Annotated in this window: 11 protein-coding genes; 9 read left to right on the top strand and 2 right to left on the bottom strand. The window is 70.7% G+C overall.

All coding sequences use genetic code 11. The annotated features are described in order from the left end of the window. Nucleotides 1-8: 8 nt before the first annotated feature. The 5 genes from glmU to pth all read left to right on the top strand — a co-directional run bounded on the left by glmU (nucleotide 9) and on the right by pth (nucleotide 5,489). On the top strand, nucleotides 9-1,646 hold the full coding sequence (glmU, locus tag ACQEVI_RS08345; protein WP_432896776.1) for a bifunctional UDP-N-acetylglucosamine diphosphorylase/glucosamine-1-phosphate N-acetyltransferase GlmU: 1,638 nt from the start codon (nucleotides 9-11) through the stop codon (nucleotides 1,644-1,646). Next, nucleotides 1,646-2,632, top strand: a complete 987-nt coding sequence (locus ACQEVI_RS08340; protein ID WP_432896773.1) for a ribose-phosphate diphosphokinase — start codon at nucleotides 1,646-1,648, stop codon at nucleotides 2,630-2,632. The genes glmU and ACQEVI_RS08340 overlap by 1 nt, the downstream gene beginning before the upstream one ends. A 115-nt stretch (nucleotides 2,633-2,747) precedes the next feature. Continuing rightward, nucleotides 2,748-3,953 (top strand): glycosyltransferase, encoded by a 1,206-nt coding sequence (locus tag ACQEVI_RS08335; RefSeq protein WP_432896770.1) that lies wholly within the window; start codon nucleotides 2,748-2,750, stop codon nucleotides 3,951-3,953. 219 nt (nucleotides 3,954-4,172) lie between these two features. After that, nucleotides 4,173-4,772 carry a 50S ribosomal protein L25/general stress protein Ctc gene (locus ACQEVI_RS08330; RefSeq protein WP_432896767.1) on the top strand — a complete coding sequence of 200 codons (600 nt, stop codon included), beginning with the start codon at nucleotides 4,173-4,175 and terminating at the stop codon, nucleotides 4,770-4,772. Between the two features lie 111 nt (nucleotides 4,773-4,883). After that, nucleotides 4,884-5,489, top strand: a complete 606-nt coding sequence (gene pth, locus ACQEVI_RS08325) for an aminoacyl-tRNA hydrolase (RefSeq protein WP_432896765.1) — start codon at nucleotides 4,884-4,886, stop codon at nucleotides 5,487-5,489. A 77-nt stretch (nucleotides 5,490-5,566) separates the two neighbouring features. On the opposite strand, the gene ACQEVI_RS08320 is transcribed toward pth, so the two are convergent. Both ACQEVI_RS08320 and ACQEVI_RS08315 read right to left on the bottom strand, forming a co-directional pair. Next, nucleotides 5,567-7,240, bottom strand: coding sequence for a Coagulation factor 5/8 type domain-containing protein (locus tag ACQEVI_RS08320; protein ID WP_432896763.1), 1,674 nt, complete (start codon nucleotides 7,238-7,240; stop codon nucleotides 5,567-5,569). A 145-nt stretch (nucleotides 7,241-7,385) separates the two neighbouring features. Next, nucleotides 7,386-8,483 (bottom strand): acyltransferase family protein, encoded by a 1,098-nt coding sequence (locus tag ACQEVI_RS08315; protein ID WP_432896760.1) that lies wholly within the window; start codon nucleotides 8,481-8,483, stop codon nucleotides 7,386-7,388. A 187-nt stretch (nucleotides 8,484-8,670) separates the two neighbouring features. On the opposite strand from ACQEVI_RS08315, the gene mfd reads away from it, so the two are divergent. The 4 genes from mfd (at nucleotide 8,671) to ACQEVI_RS08295 (ending at nucleotide 15,090) form a co-directional block, all read left to right on the top strand. Continuing rightward, nucleotides 8,671-12,276: a transcription-repair coupling factor gene (gene mfd / locus ACQEVI_RS08310; protein ID WP_432896758.1), complete on the top strand. Its 3,606-nt coding sequence runs from the start codon at nucleotides 8,671-8,673 to the stop codon at nucleotides 12,274-12,276. Between the two features lie 116 nt (nucleotides 12,277-12,392). Continuing rightward, nucleotides 12,393-13,325, top strand: a complete 933-nt coding sequence (locus tag ACQEVI_RS08305; protein ID WP_432896756.1) for an ABC transporter substrate-binding protein — start codon at nucleotides 12,393-12,395, stop codon at nucleotides 13,323-13,325. Nucleotides 13,326-13,519: 194 nt separating this feature from the next. Beyond that, nucleotides 13,520-13,822, top strand: coding sequence for a helix-turn-helix transcriptional regulator (locus tag ACQEVI_RS08300; protein WP_116676849.1), 303 nt, complete (start codon nucleotides 13,520-13,522; stop codon nucleotides 13,820-13,822). 14 nt (nucleotides 13,823-13,836) lie between these two features. Further along, nucleotides 13,837-15,090: a type II toxin-antitoxin system HipA family toxin gene (locus tag ACQEVI_RS08295; protein WP_432896752.1), complete on the top strand. Its 1,254-nt coding sequence runs from the start codon at nucleotides 13,837-13,839 to the stop codon at nucleotides 15,088-15,090. The last annotated feature ends 18 nt before the right edge of the window (nucleotides 15,091-15,108 follow it).

Here is a 15,108-nt window from a genome sequence, read left to right as displayed (position 1 = left end):
GAGCACTCGTGACCGAGACACCTCAGCCGGCAGCAGTCATCGTTCTTGCCGCCGGCCAGGGCACCCGCATGAAGTCAGCGTTGCCGAAGATCCTGCATCCGCTCGGCGGCAAGCCGATGGTCGGGCACGCGCTGACTGCCGCTCGTGAGCTCGAGCCCCTGCAGGTCGCCGTGGTGGTCCGGCACGAGCGCGAGCTGGTCGCGGAGGCGATCGGGCAGCTCGACCCCGAGGCGATCCTCGTGGACCAGGACGACATCCCCGGTACCGGCCGAGCGGTGCAGTGCGCCCTCGCGGCGCTCGACGCCAAGGCACAGGCCGCCGCGGCGGTCGCGGGTATCGCCGACGGCGAGATCGTGGGCGACGGCGTCGAGGGCGCCGTCGTGGTCGTGGCGGGCGACGTACCCCTGCTCGACGGCGCCACCCTCGGCCAGCTCCTCTCGGCGCACCGTGCCGACGGCAACGCGGTGACCGTCCTCACCACGGAGGTCGCCGACGCCACCGGCTACGGCCGGATCGTCCGCGAGCCGGACACCGGCGACGTGCTCGAGATCGTCGAGCACAAGGACGCGACCGCCGACCAGCTCGAGATCCGCGAGATCAACTCGTCGGTCTACGTGTTCGACGCCGCGACGCTGCGCAAGGGTCTCGGTGGTCTCGACAGCCGGAACGCGCAGGGCGAGGTCTACCTGACCGACGTCATCGCGTTCGCCCGTACCGAGGGCCTGCACGTGCGGGCGCTGCTCGCCGACGACCCGATGCTGGTCGAGGGCGTCAACGACCGGGTGGCCCTCTCGGTCCTGGCCCGCGAGATGAACCGCCGCATCGTCGAGGAGTGGCAGCGCGCGGGCGTCACCGTTCAGGACCCGGCCACCACGTGGATCGACGTCGACGTGGAGCTGTCCCCCGACGTCACGCTCCTGCCGAACACGCAGCTCAAGGGCGCGACGGTGGTCGCGACCGGCGCCACGATCGGTCCCGACACCACGCTGACCGACGTCGAGGTGGGGGTCGGCGCGACGGTGATCCGCACCCACGGGTCGCTCGCCGTGATCGGCGAGGGCGCGTCCGTCGGCCCGTTCGCCTACCTGCGTCCGGGCACCAGCCTGGGCCGCAAGGGCAAGATCGGCACGTTCGTCGAGACCAAGAACGCGGTGATCGGCGAGGGCAGCAAGGTGCCGCACCTCTCCTACGTGGGCGACGCGACGATCGGCGAGCACTCCAACATCGGTGCGGCGTCGGTGACCGTGAACTACGACGGTGTGCACAAGCACCGCACGGTGATCGGCTCGCACGCCCGCACGGGCGCGGACAACATGTTCGTCGCGCCCGTCACGGTGGGCGACGGCGCCTATACCGCCGCCGGCTCCGTGATCCGCCGGGACGTGCCCGCCGGCGCGCTCGGCGTCACCGCCGGGCAGCAGCGGAACATCGACGGCTGGGTCGCCCGCCGTCGGCCGGGGACGGCTGCCGCGGACGCCGCGGCGAACGCCCACGGTGGGGCGTCCGGACTCGGTGATCAGGCGCAGCGACAGCTTGCCCAGCAGAATGCCGCCGGGGCGCCCACTGCCCCGCAGGCCGCGGCCGCCCAGGCCGAGGCCGACCTGGCCCCTGTCCCCGGGGCCGACAAGGAAGGAAAGTCCCACTGATGTCCAGCACCATCGCTCCCGGTCCGAACCGCCACCCGCTCGTCCTCGCAGCGGGACGGGCACACCCTGAGCTGGCGAAGAACGTCGCGAAGGAGCTGGGCATCGATCTGCTCGGTGTCTCCGCGTACGACTTCGCGAACAGCGAGACCTATGTGCGGTTCAGCGAGTCGGTGCGTGGCATGGACCTGTTCCTGCTCCAGTCGCACACGATGCCGGTGAACCAGTGGATCATGGAGCAGCTGCTCATGGTCGACGCCGCCAAGCGCGCCTCGGCGCACTCCGTCACGGTCGTGGCGCCGTTCTTCGGCTATGCCCGCCAGGACAAGAAGAGCCGTGGCCGCGAGCCGATCTCGGCCCGCCTCATCGCGGACCTGTTCAAGACGGCCGGCGCCGACCGCCTGATGAGCGTGGACCTGCACACGGCGCAGATCCAGGGCTTCTTCGACGGCCCGGTGGACCACCTGTGGGCCATGCCGATCCTCGTCGACTACGTGCGCTCCCGCGTGGACGTCGAGAACGTCACGGTCGTCTCGCCGGACGCCGGGCGCATCCGCGTCGCCGAGATCTGGGCCTCCAAGCTGGGCGGTGGCCCGCTGGCGTTCGTGCACAAGACGCGCGACGTCACGCGCCCCAACCAGTCCGTCGCCAACCGCGTCGTCGGTGACGTGCAGGGCCGCGACTGCGTGCTGGTCGACGACCTCATCGACACCGGCGGCACGATCGCCGAGGCGGTCAAGGTCATCATGGCCGCGGGCGCCAAGTCCGTGACCGTCGCGGCGACGCACGGCGTGCTCTCCGGCCCGGCCGCGCAGCGGCTCACGGAGTGCGGTGCACGCGAGGTCGTCGTGACCGACACCCTGCCCATCGAGGACGACCGCCGGTTCCCCAACCTCAAGGTGCTCTCGATCGCGCCGCTGCTCGCGTCGGCGATCAACGAGGTCCACTCCGACGGCTCGGTGACATCGCTCTTCGACGGTAATTCCTGATCCTTCGAGGTCAACCCGGGTGTCCTTCAGGGTGCCCGTCTGGGTATACGGTCTGACTCTTGACTCGGACACGGTCAACGGAGGACCGTGTCTTGACATCGATCTGGGAGGGTCAGTGACCGTCACCGTCGTGGTGCCCACGTTCAACGAGGGGCCCAACGTCCGGGTGCTCACCGAGCGGCTGTGCGCCGCCTTCGGTGTGCTGCCCGACGACGGTCGGCCCTCGGGCGCCGCCCACGGGCCCGAGGGCGGCCCGGCGCCGATCGGGGCGCCGGACCTGGCGGAGATCCTCTTCGTCGACGACTCCACCGACAACACCCCCGAGCTGATCCGTGAGGTCGCGGCCACCGCACCGGTCCCGGTCCGCCTGCTGCACCGGGAGCGGGCCGAGGGCGGGCTCAGCGGCGCCGTCGTGGCCGGGCTGCGGACCGTCACCACCGAGTGGGCGGTCGTGATGGACGGCGACCTGCAGCACCCGCCGGAGCTCGTACCCGCGCTCGTCACGCGGGGGCAGGAGGCGGGGCTCGACATCGTCGTCGCCTCCCGCTACACCGGCGACGGCGACGCAGGGGGCCTGGACGGCTGGTGGCGCCACGGTGTGTCGATCGCCTCGGCGCTCCTGGCGCGCTCGATGTTCCCGGTGCGGCTGCGCAACGTGACCGACCCGCTCACCGGGTTCTTCGCGACACGGGTGGACCGGCTGGACCTCGACGCGCTGCACCCGCGCGGCTTCAAGATCCTGCTCGAGCTCCTCACGCGCAACAGACTGGCCGTGGGGGAGGAGCCGTTCGTGTTCGGCGAGCGGTACGCCGGGCACTCGAAGGCCACCTTCAAGACCGGCCTGCGCTACCTGGAGCAGCTCGCCGCCCTGCGGTTCGGGCGGATGTCGCGGTTCGCGATCATCGGCGGCTTCGGAGCCGTGCTGAACATCCTTATCCTGTGGCTCCTCACCGGGCTGGGCATGCACTACGTGGCGGGTGCGGTGATCTCCGCCGTCGTCACGATCCTGACCAACTTCCTGCTGCAGGAGCGGTTCGTGTTCCGCGACCTGCGGAACGAGGGCCGGGGCGTCTGGTCGCGGTTCGCGCACTCGTTCGCGTTCAACGGCACCGAGGCGGCGATCCGCCTGCCCGTGCTGTGGTGGCTCGTCGAGTTCACGGGCATGTGGCCGGTGCTCGTGCAGGCGGTGACCCTCGTCGTGGCGTTCCTGCTGCGCTTCGTGTTCCATGTCCAGGTCGTCTACAAGCCGCGTCGCACGCAGCCGTCGATCGGCGTCACACCGCCTCTCGGTGCGGATCGCGCCGACGAGCGGGTACAGTAGTCAGGTTGCCTCGGCGAGGGACGCTTGACGGCCGCGGCGGGACTCGATCCCGCTAGCACCAGGCCGGCGTCCGTGATCGACTGGGCGGCCGTCGGCGGCCCCTGGGTGGAGTTCCTCCAGCACTCCGTCCCACGTGCCCGCTCCGCGCCCGTCACGTGTCCCGCGCCGACGCAGCCGCCGACCGAGTTGCACACACAGACCTTTCAGGAGTGAATTCCCATGGCCGAGATCAAGCTCGCCGCTGAGGCCCGTACCGAGTTCGGCAAGGGCGCCGCCCGCCGCATCCGCCGCGACAACAAGATCCCCGCCGTCCTCTACGGGCACGGTGGCGACCCGGTGCACGTGACCCTGCCGGGCCACGAGTCCATGCTGGCGCTGCGCCAGACCAACGTGCTGCTCAACATCGACGTGGACGGCAAGGGCCAGCTGGCCGTCGCCAAGGACGTCCAGCGCGACCCGGTCCGCAACACCATCGAGCACATCGACCTGCAGGTCGTGCGCGCCGGCGAGAAGATCACCGTCGACATCTCCGTCAACATCGTCGGCGAGTCGGCCCCGGGCACCATCCACCTCGTCGAGGAGCAGACGCTCTCGGTCGAGGCCGAGGCCACGCACCTGCCCGAGTTCGTCGAGGTCTCCATCGAGGGCCTCGAGGCCGGCGCGCAGATCCACGCCGAGGACGTCGCCCTGCCCGCGGGCTCGACACTGCTCACCGACCCGAAGGCCGTCGTCGTGCTCGTCACCGAGCCGCGCGGCGAGGCCGGCGACGACGACGCCGACTCCGCCGAGTCGCCCGCCGAGGCGTCCTCGGAGAGCTGACCCCTCTCGGTACTTCCGAGTGGTCGGTAGATCGTCAGGTGATCGGTAGCTCCAACTGCCGATCACCTGACAATCTGCCGACCATTTCGCTCTGACGTAAGGGAACGTGACATGAGCGACCGGCCCTGGCTCGTCGTCGGGCTCGGCAATCCTGGCCCCAAGTACGCCGGCAACCGGCACAACGTGGGCCAGATGGTGCTGGACCTGCTCGCGGAGCGCACAGGCGCACGCTTCTCGAAGCACGCGCGGGCGCAGGCGGTCGTCGCCGAGGCGCGGCTCGGCGTGCTCCCCGGCGGAGCCCCCGGGCCCCGCGTGATCCTCGCGAAGCCGACCACCTACATGAACACGTCGGGGGGCCCGGTCAGCGCCCTCGCCAAGTACTACGACGTCGACCCCGAGCAGGTGGTCATGGTGCACGACGAGGTGGACATCCCCTTCGACACCATCAAGCTCAAGCTCGGCGGCGGCGAGGGCGGCCACAACGGCCTGCGCGACACCACCAAGGCTCTTGGGACCAAGGACTACCACCGCGTGCGGGTGGGCGTCGGCCGGCCGCCGGGCCGGATGGACACCGCGGACCACGTGCTCAAGGACTTCTCCGCCACGGAGAAGAAGGACCTGCCGATCCTGGTGGACGACGCCGCCGACGCCGTCGAGCTGCTGGTCATCGAGGGTCTGCTCGCCGCCCAGGGGAAGTTCCACACCGCGAAGGCGTGATGCTCGCGGTGGCCAGGCCGGTCGAGACCCAGTTCTCGACCGCCCGGCCACCGGAGCTGCTCAATCGGCGGCGCGCGTCAGTGCGCCTCCGCCCCCGCCCAGGTCGTCAGGTAGCTCTCCGGGCCGCGTACCAGGTCGTCGATGATCTCCTGCCCGCCGACGAGCCGCAGGTCCTCGACGTAGTCGGGCACCAGCCCGTAGTGCGCTACGCCGTCGACGTTGATGTCCCACGTGCGCTCACCGGTGGTCTGCCGGTCGAGCAGCGTGCCGCCGTCGAACGACCGGAACGGGTAGGTGACGGGGTTGGCCGCTTCGCCCCTGGGGGGCGGCGTGCCGCCGAAACCGTTCATGTCGAACCCGAAGCCGATGCCCGCGCCGTACCGGTCGCGTACCGGTGCGGTGCGCTCGTACTCCTCGACGAACTCGTGGGCGGCGTGCCCGTAGATGGTCGCGAACCCACCGAGGGCGTAGAGCCGGTCGAGGTACCGCTCGTCCATCCAGGAGTGCGTCGACAGGACGCCCGGGTAGTCCTCGGCCTCCAGGATGTCGAGCGTCTGGTCGGCGGCCTTCGCGCTCATGTGGTCGATCTCGACCATCATGTTGCGTTCGACCATGCCGCGGACGGCGTATGCGCCCAGCCCGCTCAGACCCTTCGTGTTGCAGACGGTCCCCGGCGGGTAGAGGGGCAGGACGGGCGGGAGGTCGTCCTCCAGCGCGGGCGGGAGCTCACCGTTGCCCGGGTTGTGGTCGTGCGGCTGGTCGGCGGGGCAGGAGCGAGCGTCCCACCAGGTGCCGGTCGAGAGGAACTGGCCGGCGTTGATGATCGTGCCCATGGATCCCTCGTCGAACCGCACGCCGCACAGCGCGTTGTCGAACTTGTGGCAGAGGTACATCGAGCGCACACCCAGGTCGTACAGCTCGTCGAGGCCGGCGTCGATGTCGGCCCGCGAGCAGTTCGGGATGCGCAGGGTCTGCTTGCACCCGAACGGCTCCGACGTCTCGACGCCGAGCACGACGGCGAGCTTGCCCTCCTCGATCACCTGGCGGGCCTGCTCGCTGGTGGTCACTATCCGGAACCAGCCCTTGCCCGCCCCGCCGTACTGGGCGTCGACGTAGGCCTGCAGGTCGTAGGTGTCCTGCGCCTGGCGGCGGATCGCCGTCATCTCGTCGCAGCTCTGGTAGGTGCCCGGGTTGATGGAGCACAGCAGGCCGTTGGTGACCAGGTCGTTCACGAGCACGCGCTGGCCGCCGCGCCAGGCCCGCTCGACCCAGCGGTAGTACATCTGCTGGTGGGTCAGCGAGTCGTGGGCGGGCCAGTCGGCGAACGTGGGCCAGCCGGTGGTGTCGTGCGTGCCGATGGGGGAGCCGTCGCGGGTCAGGTTCTCCAGCAGCGCGCCGAGCCCGTGCGGCTCGTGGGACAGGCAGTCCCGCAGCGCGGTCTCGATCCCGTCCTCCGAGAAGACCTTGCCGCACAGGGCCGCGCCGCCCATGCCGTCCTGCATGAACATGTGGCTGTGCGCATCGATCAGGCCGTACACCGTGCCGTCCGGCCGGGTGCCGGTGAACGGCGTGCCCGTGGCGTTGATCTCTGACTCCGGGCTGGGCAGCGTGGGCTCGGCGAGCGCTGCCGTGGCCTGTTCCCGCGTGGCCTGTTCGGGTGCGGCCTGAGCCGGTGCCAGCAGCGCCGTCGCACTGAGGCAGGCGGCGGTGACCGCGGCCGCGAGAACCGCCGTTCGTCTGATGCGTCGCACAAGACCTCCCGCTGGCCGGGGCGAGGCCAGGGCTCCGCCGGGTCGCGACGGCGCCGTTGCCGTTGCTGAGTTCGACACAATAACAGGACTTGTCACGTTCAGGGTAGATGTCGGCAAAAAGTAACAAGCCACTTTTTGCCAAGGTTCAGCGGCTGGCGCCGGTCAGCCGCCGCGGCGGCGCGAAGAGCCAGCGCGCGCCGATGCGGGGCGCCAGGGCACCGAGCCCCAGCCCGACGGCGATCGCCGCGACCCAGAGCGCCACCGGCAGCCACTGCGACTGCGGCGCGGGGATCCAGATGGCGTTGCGGTAGAGCAGGCACAGCAGCCCGAGCACCACCGACGTATGCGTGACGAACACCGGCAGCGTCCGCGCTCCGATCCACTGCAACCCGAGTGAGCTGGGCAGATACCGGGTACCGGGCACACGGGAGGCCAGCACGCTCACGGCCACCCCCGCAGGGACGCCCGCGATGTTCGCCAGTAGGTAGAGGCCTGGCGCGTCGGCGACGCCCAGCTCCCGCACGGCCACCTGGATCCCGAGCCAGACGACGACGGCGCCCACCGCCCACAGCCAGGTGACCCGCCGGGCGAACCGTTCCAGCAGCGACCGCAGGTGCAGGCCGCCCAGGAAGAAGAGCAGGAACTGTGCGGTGCCCCGCCATGCGATGCTCTCCGGTTCCCAGCCCGCCAGGGCCCACCCGCTCACGCATGCGGCGAGCACGAGCTGCACGGGGGCGGGCACCCGGCGCAGCGCTCGTGCGATCACGAAGAAGGCGGCGAGCGTCCAGACGAACCAGAGCTCGGAGCGGGGGACCAGGAGCGACCAGGCCAGGTGGCCCCACAGGGTGCCCCAGTCGGCGTCGGCCACCTGGTAGTAGCCGGTGAGCAGGCGGACCACGAGGGAGATCGGCTCCCACAGCACGAACACCCAGGCGAAGAACAGGAGCTTGCCGCGCGCCAGGCGGGACCACGGCACCGTCGTCCACTTCGCGGCGAACATGCCGGCCACCGCGAAGAACAACGGCATGCGCAGGCTGCGCAGCGTCTCGTTCACCTCGCGCAGCACGCTCACCTCGTACCCCGTCGACCACGTCCAGTTGGTCGCGTGGTAGAGCACCACGAGACCGATGGCGAGGCCGCGGGCGGCGTCGGGCCAGGCGAGACGGACGGGGGTGCGCGGCCCGACGGCGGGGTCGTGCCCCGGCACGCCTGCGTGCCGCGGGGATCCGGGAGGGGTGAACATCGCGGGTCATCGTACGTGCAGTGCTCTGTTCAAGGGTGGTGGCGCCAGAGGGCGGTGGCGCCGCGCGCACCGTGGGAGGCACTGTCAGTGTCCGGGAGTAGCCTGGGATCAGCCCCTCACGCCGTCGACCGCACCCGGTCGTGCTCGTGATGGGCCCGTCGTCGTGCGCCCTCGAAGGACAGAACCCATGAACCTCACCGGCCTGCTTCCCACTCTTCTGCGCGATCCCGGCGCCGCCGCCGCGGTGGAGCACGTACGCGCCCGCGGCTTCGCGGACGTGGTGGGTCCGGCGGGCGTGCGCCCGCCGCTGCTCGTCGCCGCGTCCGCGCGGCGCCCGCTCGTGGTGGTCACCGCGACGGGCCGCGAGGCCGACGACCTGGCCGCGAGCCTGCGGAGCTATCTCCCGGAGGACCAGGCCGACGACGTCGCGGTGCTCCCCGCCTGGGAGACGCTGCCGCACGAGCGGCTCAGCCCGCGCGCGGACACCGTGGCCAAGCGCCTCGCCGTGTTCCGCCGCCTGGCGCACCCGGCCGAGGGGCACGGGCAGGCCGGCGCGATCCGGATCCTCGTGATGCCGGTCCGCGCCCTGCTGCAGCCCGTCGTCGAGGGCCTCGGAGAGCTCGAGCCGGTCCAGCTGGACATCGGCGCCACCGCTGACCTGACCGACGTCGCCGAGCGGCTCACCGCCGCCGCCTACACACGCGTGGACATGGTGGAGCGGCGCGGCGAGTACGCGGTGCGCGGTGGCATCCTCGACATCTTCCCGCCCACGGAGGACCACCCGCTGCGGTGCGAGTTCTGGGGCGACGAGGTCACGGAGATCCGCTGGTTCGCCGTGGCCGACCAGCGCAGCCTGGAGATCGCGGAGCGCGGGCTCTGGGCGCCGCCGTGCCGCGAGATCCTGCTGGACGACGCCGTCCGGGCGCGTGCCGCCGAGCTCGTCGAGACCCTGCCCGGCGCGGTCGAGATGCTCGACAAGCTGGCCGCCGGTGTCGCCGTCGAGGGCATGGAGTCGCTGGCGCCCGTGCTGGTGGACCGCATGATCTCCGTCCTGGAGCTCGTGCCCGACGACGCGCTGCTCGTGGTCGACGAGCCCGAGCGCGTACGTCGTCGAGCCCACGACCTCGTGGCGACCACCGAGGAGTTCCTCGCCGCGGCCTGGACCGGGGCCGTGGCCGGCGGCGCGGCGCCCATCAACCTGTCCGCCGCGTCCTTCGCGACGTTCGCCGAGGTCCGCGAGGTAGCGGCTCGGCGCGGCCTGGGCTGGTGGACGCTGTCGTCGTTCACGCAGGACACGGAGCTCGCCGACCTGTCAGACACACAGGTCACCGGAGTGACCTCAGCGTCTGACACGTTCGTGGTGAGCGCTCGGGACGTCGAGTCGTACCGCGGAGACCTCGCCCGCGCCCTCGACGACGTGCACGGCCTGCAGGTCGCGAGCTGGCGGCTCGTGCTGACCACCGAGGGACACGGCCCCGCGAAGCGCATGACCGAACAGCTGTCGGCGGCGGGTACCGCGGCCCGGCTGGCGATCTCGCTCGAGGACGAGCCCGAGCCGGGCGTCGTGCACGTGGTCGCGGGCGGCGTCGGCAAGGGCTTCGTGGCGCCCGACCTGAAGCTCGCCGTCTTCTCCGAGCAGGACCTGACCGGGCGGGCGGGCTCCGGCACGCGCGACATGCGCAAGATGCCCAGCCGACGGCGCAACGTGGTGGACCCGCTCCAGCTCAAGGCCGACGACTTCGTGGTGCACGAGCAGCACGGTGTCGGCCGGTTCGTCGAGATGGCGCAGCGCACCATGGGCACCGGCGGCAACCGTGCCACGCGCGAGTACCTCGTGATCGAGTACGCGAGCAGCAAGCGCGGACAGCCGGGCGACCGGCTGTTCGTGCCCACCGACCAGCTCGACCAGGTCACCAAGTACACCGGCGGGGAGTCGCCGTCGCTGTCCAAGATGGGCGGCGCCGACTGGAAGAACACCAAGGCCAAGGCGCGCAAGCACGTCAAGGAGATCGCGAGCGAGCTCATCCGGCTCTACAGCGCGCGCATGGCCACGCAGGGTCACGCGTACGGTCCCGACACCCCGTGGCAGCGTGAGCTCGAGGACGCCTTCGCCTACGTCGAGACCCCGGACCAGCTCGCGACGATCGACGAGGTCAAGGCCGACATGGAGAAGTCCGTGCCGATGGACCGCCTGGTGTGCGGCGACGTCGGGTACGGCAAGACGGAGATCGCCATCCGGGCAGCGTTCAAGGCGGTGCAGGACGGCAAGCAGGTCGCCATCCTGGTCCCCACGACGCTCCTGGTGCAGCAGCACTTCGAGACGTTCTCCGAGCGGTACACCGGGTTCCCCGTCAACGTGCGGGCGCTGAGCCGCTTCCAGACCGCCAAGGAGTCCGAGGAGACGCTCGCGGGCCTGAAGGAAGGCAGCGTCGACGTCGTCATCGGCACGCACCGGCTCATCACCGGGTCCGTCCAGTTCAAGGACCTGGGTCTGGTGGTCATCGACGAGGAGCAGCGCTTCGGCGTCGAGCACAAGGAGACGCTCAAGCAGCTGCGCACCAACGTGGACGTGCTGGCCATGTCGGCGACCCCGATCCCCCGCACGCTCGAGATGGCGGTGACCGGCATCCGCGAGATGTCGACGCTGGCCACGCCCCCGGAGGAGCGCCACCCCGTGCTCACCTACGTGGGCGCCTTCGAGGAGAAGCAGATCGCCGCCGCGCTGCGGCGCGAGCTGCTGCGCGAGGGCCAGGTCTTCTACGTGCACAACAAGGTGGAGACCATCCAGCGCACCGCCTCCCGGCTCAACGAGCTGGTGCCCGAGGCCCGCATCGGCGTGGCCCACGGCAAGATGGGCGAGCACGAGCTCGACCGGGTCATCCGCGCCTTCTGGGAGAAGGAGCTCGACGTCCTGGTCTGCACCACGATCATCGAGACCGGCCTGGACATCTCCAACGCCAACACCCTGATCCTCGAGCGGTCCGACATGCTGGGCCTGTCCCAGCTGCACCAGCTCAGGGGCCGGGTGGGCCGTGGGCGCGAGCGCGCCTACGCGTACTTCCTCTACCCGCCGGAGAAGCCGCTCACCGAGACGGCGCACGACCGGCTCGCCACCATGGCCGCCCACACCGACCTCGGCGCGGGCATGCAGATCGCCATGAAGGACCTCGAGATCCGCGGGGCCGGCAACCTGCTGGGCGGCGAGCAGTCCGGGCACATCGCCGGCGTCGGCTTCGACCTCTACGTGCGCATGGTGGGCGAGGCGGTCTCCGCGTTCCGCGGCGACGCCGAGGAGGAGGCCCCCGAGGTCACCATCGAGCTGCCCGTGGACGCGCACCTGCCCGAGTCCTACATCGCCACGGAGCGGCTGCGGCTGGAGGCGTACAAGAAGATCGCGACCGCGCACGACGCCGCGGCCCTCGACGAGGTGCGCGCCGAGCTCACCGACCGCTACGGCGCGCTGCCCGACGTCGCGGACGCGCTGTTCGACGTCGCGGGCTTCCGGAACCACGCACGTCAGGCGGGGCTCACGGACATCACCGCACAGGGCAAGTTCGTCCGGTTCGCGCCGGTGAGCCTGCCCGAGTCGGCGCAGCTGCGCCTCAAGCGGCTCTACCCCGGGACCGTGCTCAAGCCCGCCATCCGGGCGATCCTCGTACCGTTCCCGACCACCGCGCGGATCGGCGGCCGGCCGCTGCGTGGTACCGAGGTCCTGGAATGGGCCAGGGGCCTTATCGATGCGGTGATTCTGGCGGACGTGGGGGCGGCGGCTAAGGTCGGCACCAGCGCTTGAGCCCTGGTGTCGCGGCATGTGGGCGTAGGTGAAACTCGGATTCACGGCAACTGGCCTGGAACGTATAGGCTCCACCCGCGTAACTCGCTCATCATGTCTTTTGTGGAGGACCCCGCATGGCTCTCGGACACCGTACGCGTGCGGTCATCGGCTCGATCACGGCAGCAGCCGCGTTCGGAGTGCTGCTGACCGGCTGCGCGGCCAGCTCGGACGAGACGGCAGCAGCCGCGGAGCAGGTCGAGGTGGATCCGGAGCTGCGCGCGCTGCTGCCCGGTGAGCTGATGGCCCAGTCCACCCGCATCACGGTCGGTACCGAGTCGGGCTACCCGCCCTTCCAGTACACGAACGAGGCAGGCCGCATCGTCGGGTTCGAGATCGACCTGTTCGACGCCGCCTCGGACCGGCTGGGCCTGAAGTACACGTTCCACGACATGCCGTGGGACTCGCTGATCAACGAGCTGTACGCGAGCAACGTCGACGTGGTGGCCGCCGCCATGTCGGACACCCCGGAACGCCAGATCGAGTCCGACTTCGTCGACTACTACAACGACAGCGACGCGATCATGGTCCCGGCCGGGAACCCCGGCAAGATCAAGACGCTCGCGGACCTGTGCGGCCGTAAGGTCGCCGTTCTCGGTGGTACCGCGGTGGAGGACTACTCGTCGCAGCAGACCGCGCTGGTCGCCCTCAACGAGAACGAGTGCCAGGCCGAGCCGGTCACGATCATGCCGTTCGGCACGGACGCCGACGCACTCGCCCAGGTCGAGGCGGGCACCGCTGACGCCGAGCTGACGCAGTGGTCCACCGGTGTGTACAACGCGAAGCAGATCGGCTCCGGTGATGTCTTCGAGGTGGCGAACAGCGAGATCATCAACCCGACGCCCCTGGGCTTCCGGTTCCTGAAGGGCGACGTCGAGCTGGTGCGGGCCTACCAGGCGGCGATGCAGAGCATCATCGACGACGGTACGTACGCCAAGATCCTCGAGAAGCACGACCTCTCGGTCGGTGCGCTGGAGACCGCCACCGTCAACAACCAGCCGGCGTCGTAGTGCCGCATCGCTGAACGTCGCGCGCGACGGGCCGTCCCACACCGTGGGGCGGCCCGTCCTGCTTTGTCGGGAACCGCCAGACGCGGCTCCGCGGCGGCCGCTGTGGCGTCCACCAAGTCGTCCCAGGAATTAGTGGTCACCCTAGTGACCATTACGTCGCTCGTCGGTTAGCCTGGTAACCGAAAGGAGCAGTCATGGCCAGAACTTCCCTCCGGACCCGGCGCGACCTCGCCTCACTCGGCGACCACGTCCGGGCCTGGCGCAAGATCCACGGCCTCACGGCCCAGCTCGTCGCCGATCGTGCGGGCATCACGCGCACCACGCTCCGCGCGCTCGAGACGGGTACCGGAACGGTGAGCCTGGAGAACACGTTCGCGGTGCTCCGTGTGCTCGGGGTGGCCGACGCCGTCGTCGGCGCGACCGACCCGCTGACCACCGAGATGGGCAGGTTCCACGCGGAACGGGCCCTGCCGCAGCGGGTAAGAGTTCCAAGCTGAGAAGGTGAACCGCGATGTCGATACATGTCGAGGTCGAGCTGCCAGGCGGCGGACAGACCCGTGCCGGTGACCTCGACATGCACCTCAACCGGGGCGGCGCCCTGGTCGGCTGCACGTTCCGTTACGACGACGCCTACCTGCGTGACGCGCGGGCGTACGCCCTGTGCCCGGAGCTGCCGCTGACGCCGGGGAACATCCCGTCCGGCAGCGACCGGCCCCTGTTCGGCGTCCTCGCGGACTGCCAGCCCGACCAGTGGGGCCGCACCCTGCTGTTCAACGCGGAGCGGCGCGCCGCGCGCGCGGAGGGTCGCGGGTTCATGACCCTCACCGAGGTGGACTTCCTGCTCGGCGTGCAGGACGAGACCCGCCTGGGGGCGCTGCGCTTCTCGCTGGACGACGGCAGGACCTTCATGGGCCCGCCGCGGGCGGAGGTCCCCGACCTGGTCGACCTGCCGTCGCTGACGGCCGCCGCGGACGCCGTCGCGCAGCACCGGGAGACCGACCACGACGTGCGGCTCCTGGTCGCGGCCGGCACCTCGATGGGCGGGGCGCGACCCAAGGTGACGGTGAAGGACAGCGCCGGCGACCTGTGGATGGCGAAGCTGCCGGAGAGCGGCGACCGGTGGGACATGCAGGCCTGGGAGTACCTGACGCTGCGGCTGGCCTCGGACGCGGGCATCGAGGTCCCGGTGGCACGGCTGCACCGCATCGGTCCCGCGCGATCGATCCTGCTGACCCGCCGGTTCGACCGGCGGCCGGACGGCGGACGTATCGGTTTCCTGTCCGCCGACAGCCTCACGCAGAAGGCGTTCTTCGAGGTCATCGACTATCGGACGCTCGCGGAGACGCTCGCGGACCACTCGGGCAGGCCGGCCACCGACGGTCACGACCTGTTCCGCCGGGTGGCCTTCACGCTGCTCGTGCGCAACGTGGACGACCACATGAAGAACCATGGCTTCCTGCGCCGCTCCGACGGCTGGTCGCTCTCCCCGCTCTTCGACGTGAACCCCAACCCCTTCGCCGTCGCGGAGTCGACGCCGCTGCGGCCCGGCGACACGCGTATCGACCGGGACGTGCGGGTGCTGCTGGCCACCGCGGACTCGTACGGCCTGCGGCAGGAGGACGCCCGGCGGGTGCTGGCCGAGGTGGCGGGTGCGACGTCCGGCTGGTCGCGGGTAGCGCGCGACATGTCGCTGCCGTCCGAGGAGATCGCCCTGATGGCGGAGGCGTTCGAGAACCCGAACCGGGACGAGGCGCTGGCAGCCTGACCTGCGGGCATGCCAGGG

It is taken from the genome of Promicromonospora sp. CA-289599 (assembly GCF_050936155.1).
Taxonomy (GTDB): domain Bacteria; phylum Actinomycetota; class Actinomycetes; order Actinomycetales; family Cellulomonadaceae; genus Promicromonospora.
The sequence above is the reverse complement of the archived record's forward strand: the minus strand, read 5'-3'. Positions and strand labels throughout refer to the sequence as shown.

Bases quoted from the DNA above. Each gene is read 5' to 3' on its own strand.
- ACQEVI_RS08300 (WP_116676849.1), top strand. From the start codon at position 13,520: ATGGCCAGAACTTCCCTCCGGACCCGGCGCGACCTCGCCTCACTCGGC.
- ACQEVI_RS08340 (WP_432896773.1), top strand. From the start codon at position 1,646: ATGTCCAGCACCATCGCTCCCGGTCCGAACCGCCACCCGCTCGTCCTC.
- pth (WP_432896765.1), top strand. From the start codon at position 4,884: ATGAGCGACCGGCCCTGGCTCGTCGTCGGGCTCGGCAATCCTGGCCCC.
- ACQEVI_RS08305 (WP_432896756.1), top strand. From the start codon at position 12,393: ATGGCTCTCGGACACCGTACGCGTGCGGTCATCGGCTCGATCACGGCA.
- ACQEVI_RS08315 (WP_432896760.1), bottom strand. From the start codon at position 8,483: ATGTTCACCCCTCCCGGATCCCCGCGGCACGCAGGCGTGCCGGGGCAC.
- ACQEVI_RS08295 (WP_432896752.1), top strand. From the start codon at position 13,837: ATGTCGATACATGTCGAGGTCGAGCTGCCAGGCGGCGGACAGACCCGT.
- ACQEVI_RS08330 (WP_432896767.1), top strand. From the start codon at position 4,173: ATGGCCGAGATCAAGCTCGCCGCTGAGGCCCGTACCGAGTTCGGCAAG.
- mfd (WP_432896758.1), top strand. From the start codon at position 8,671: ATGAACCTCACCGGCCTGCTTCCCACTCTTCTGCGCGATCCCGGCGCC.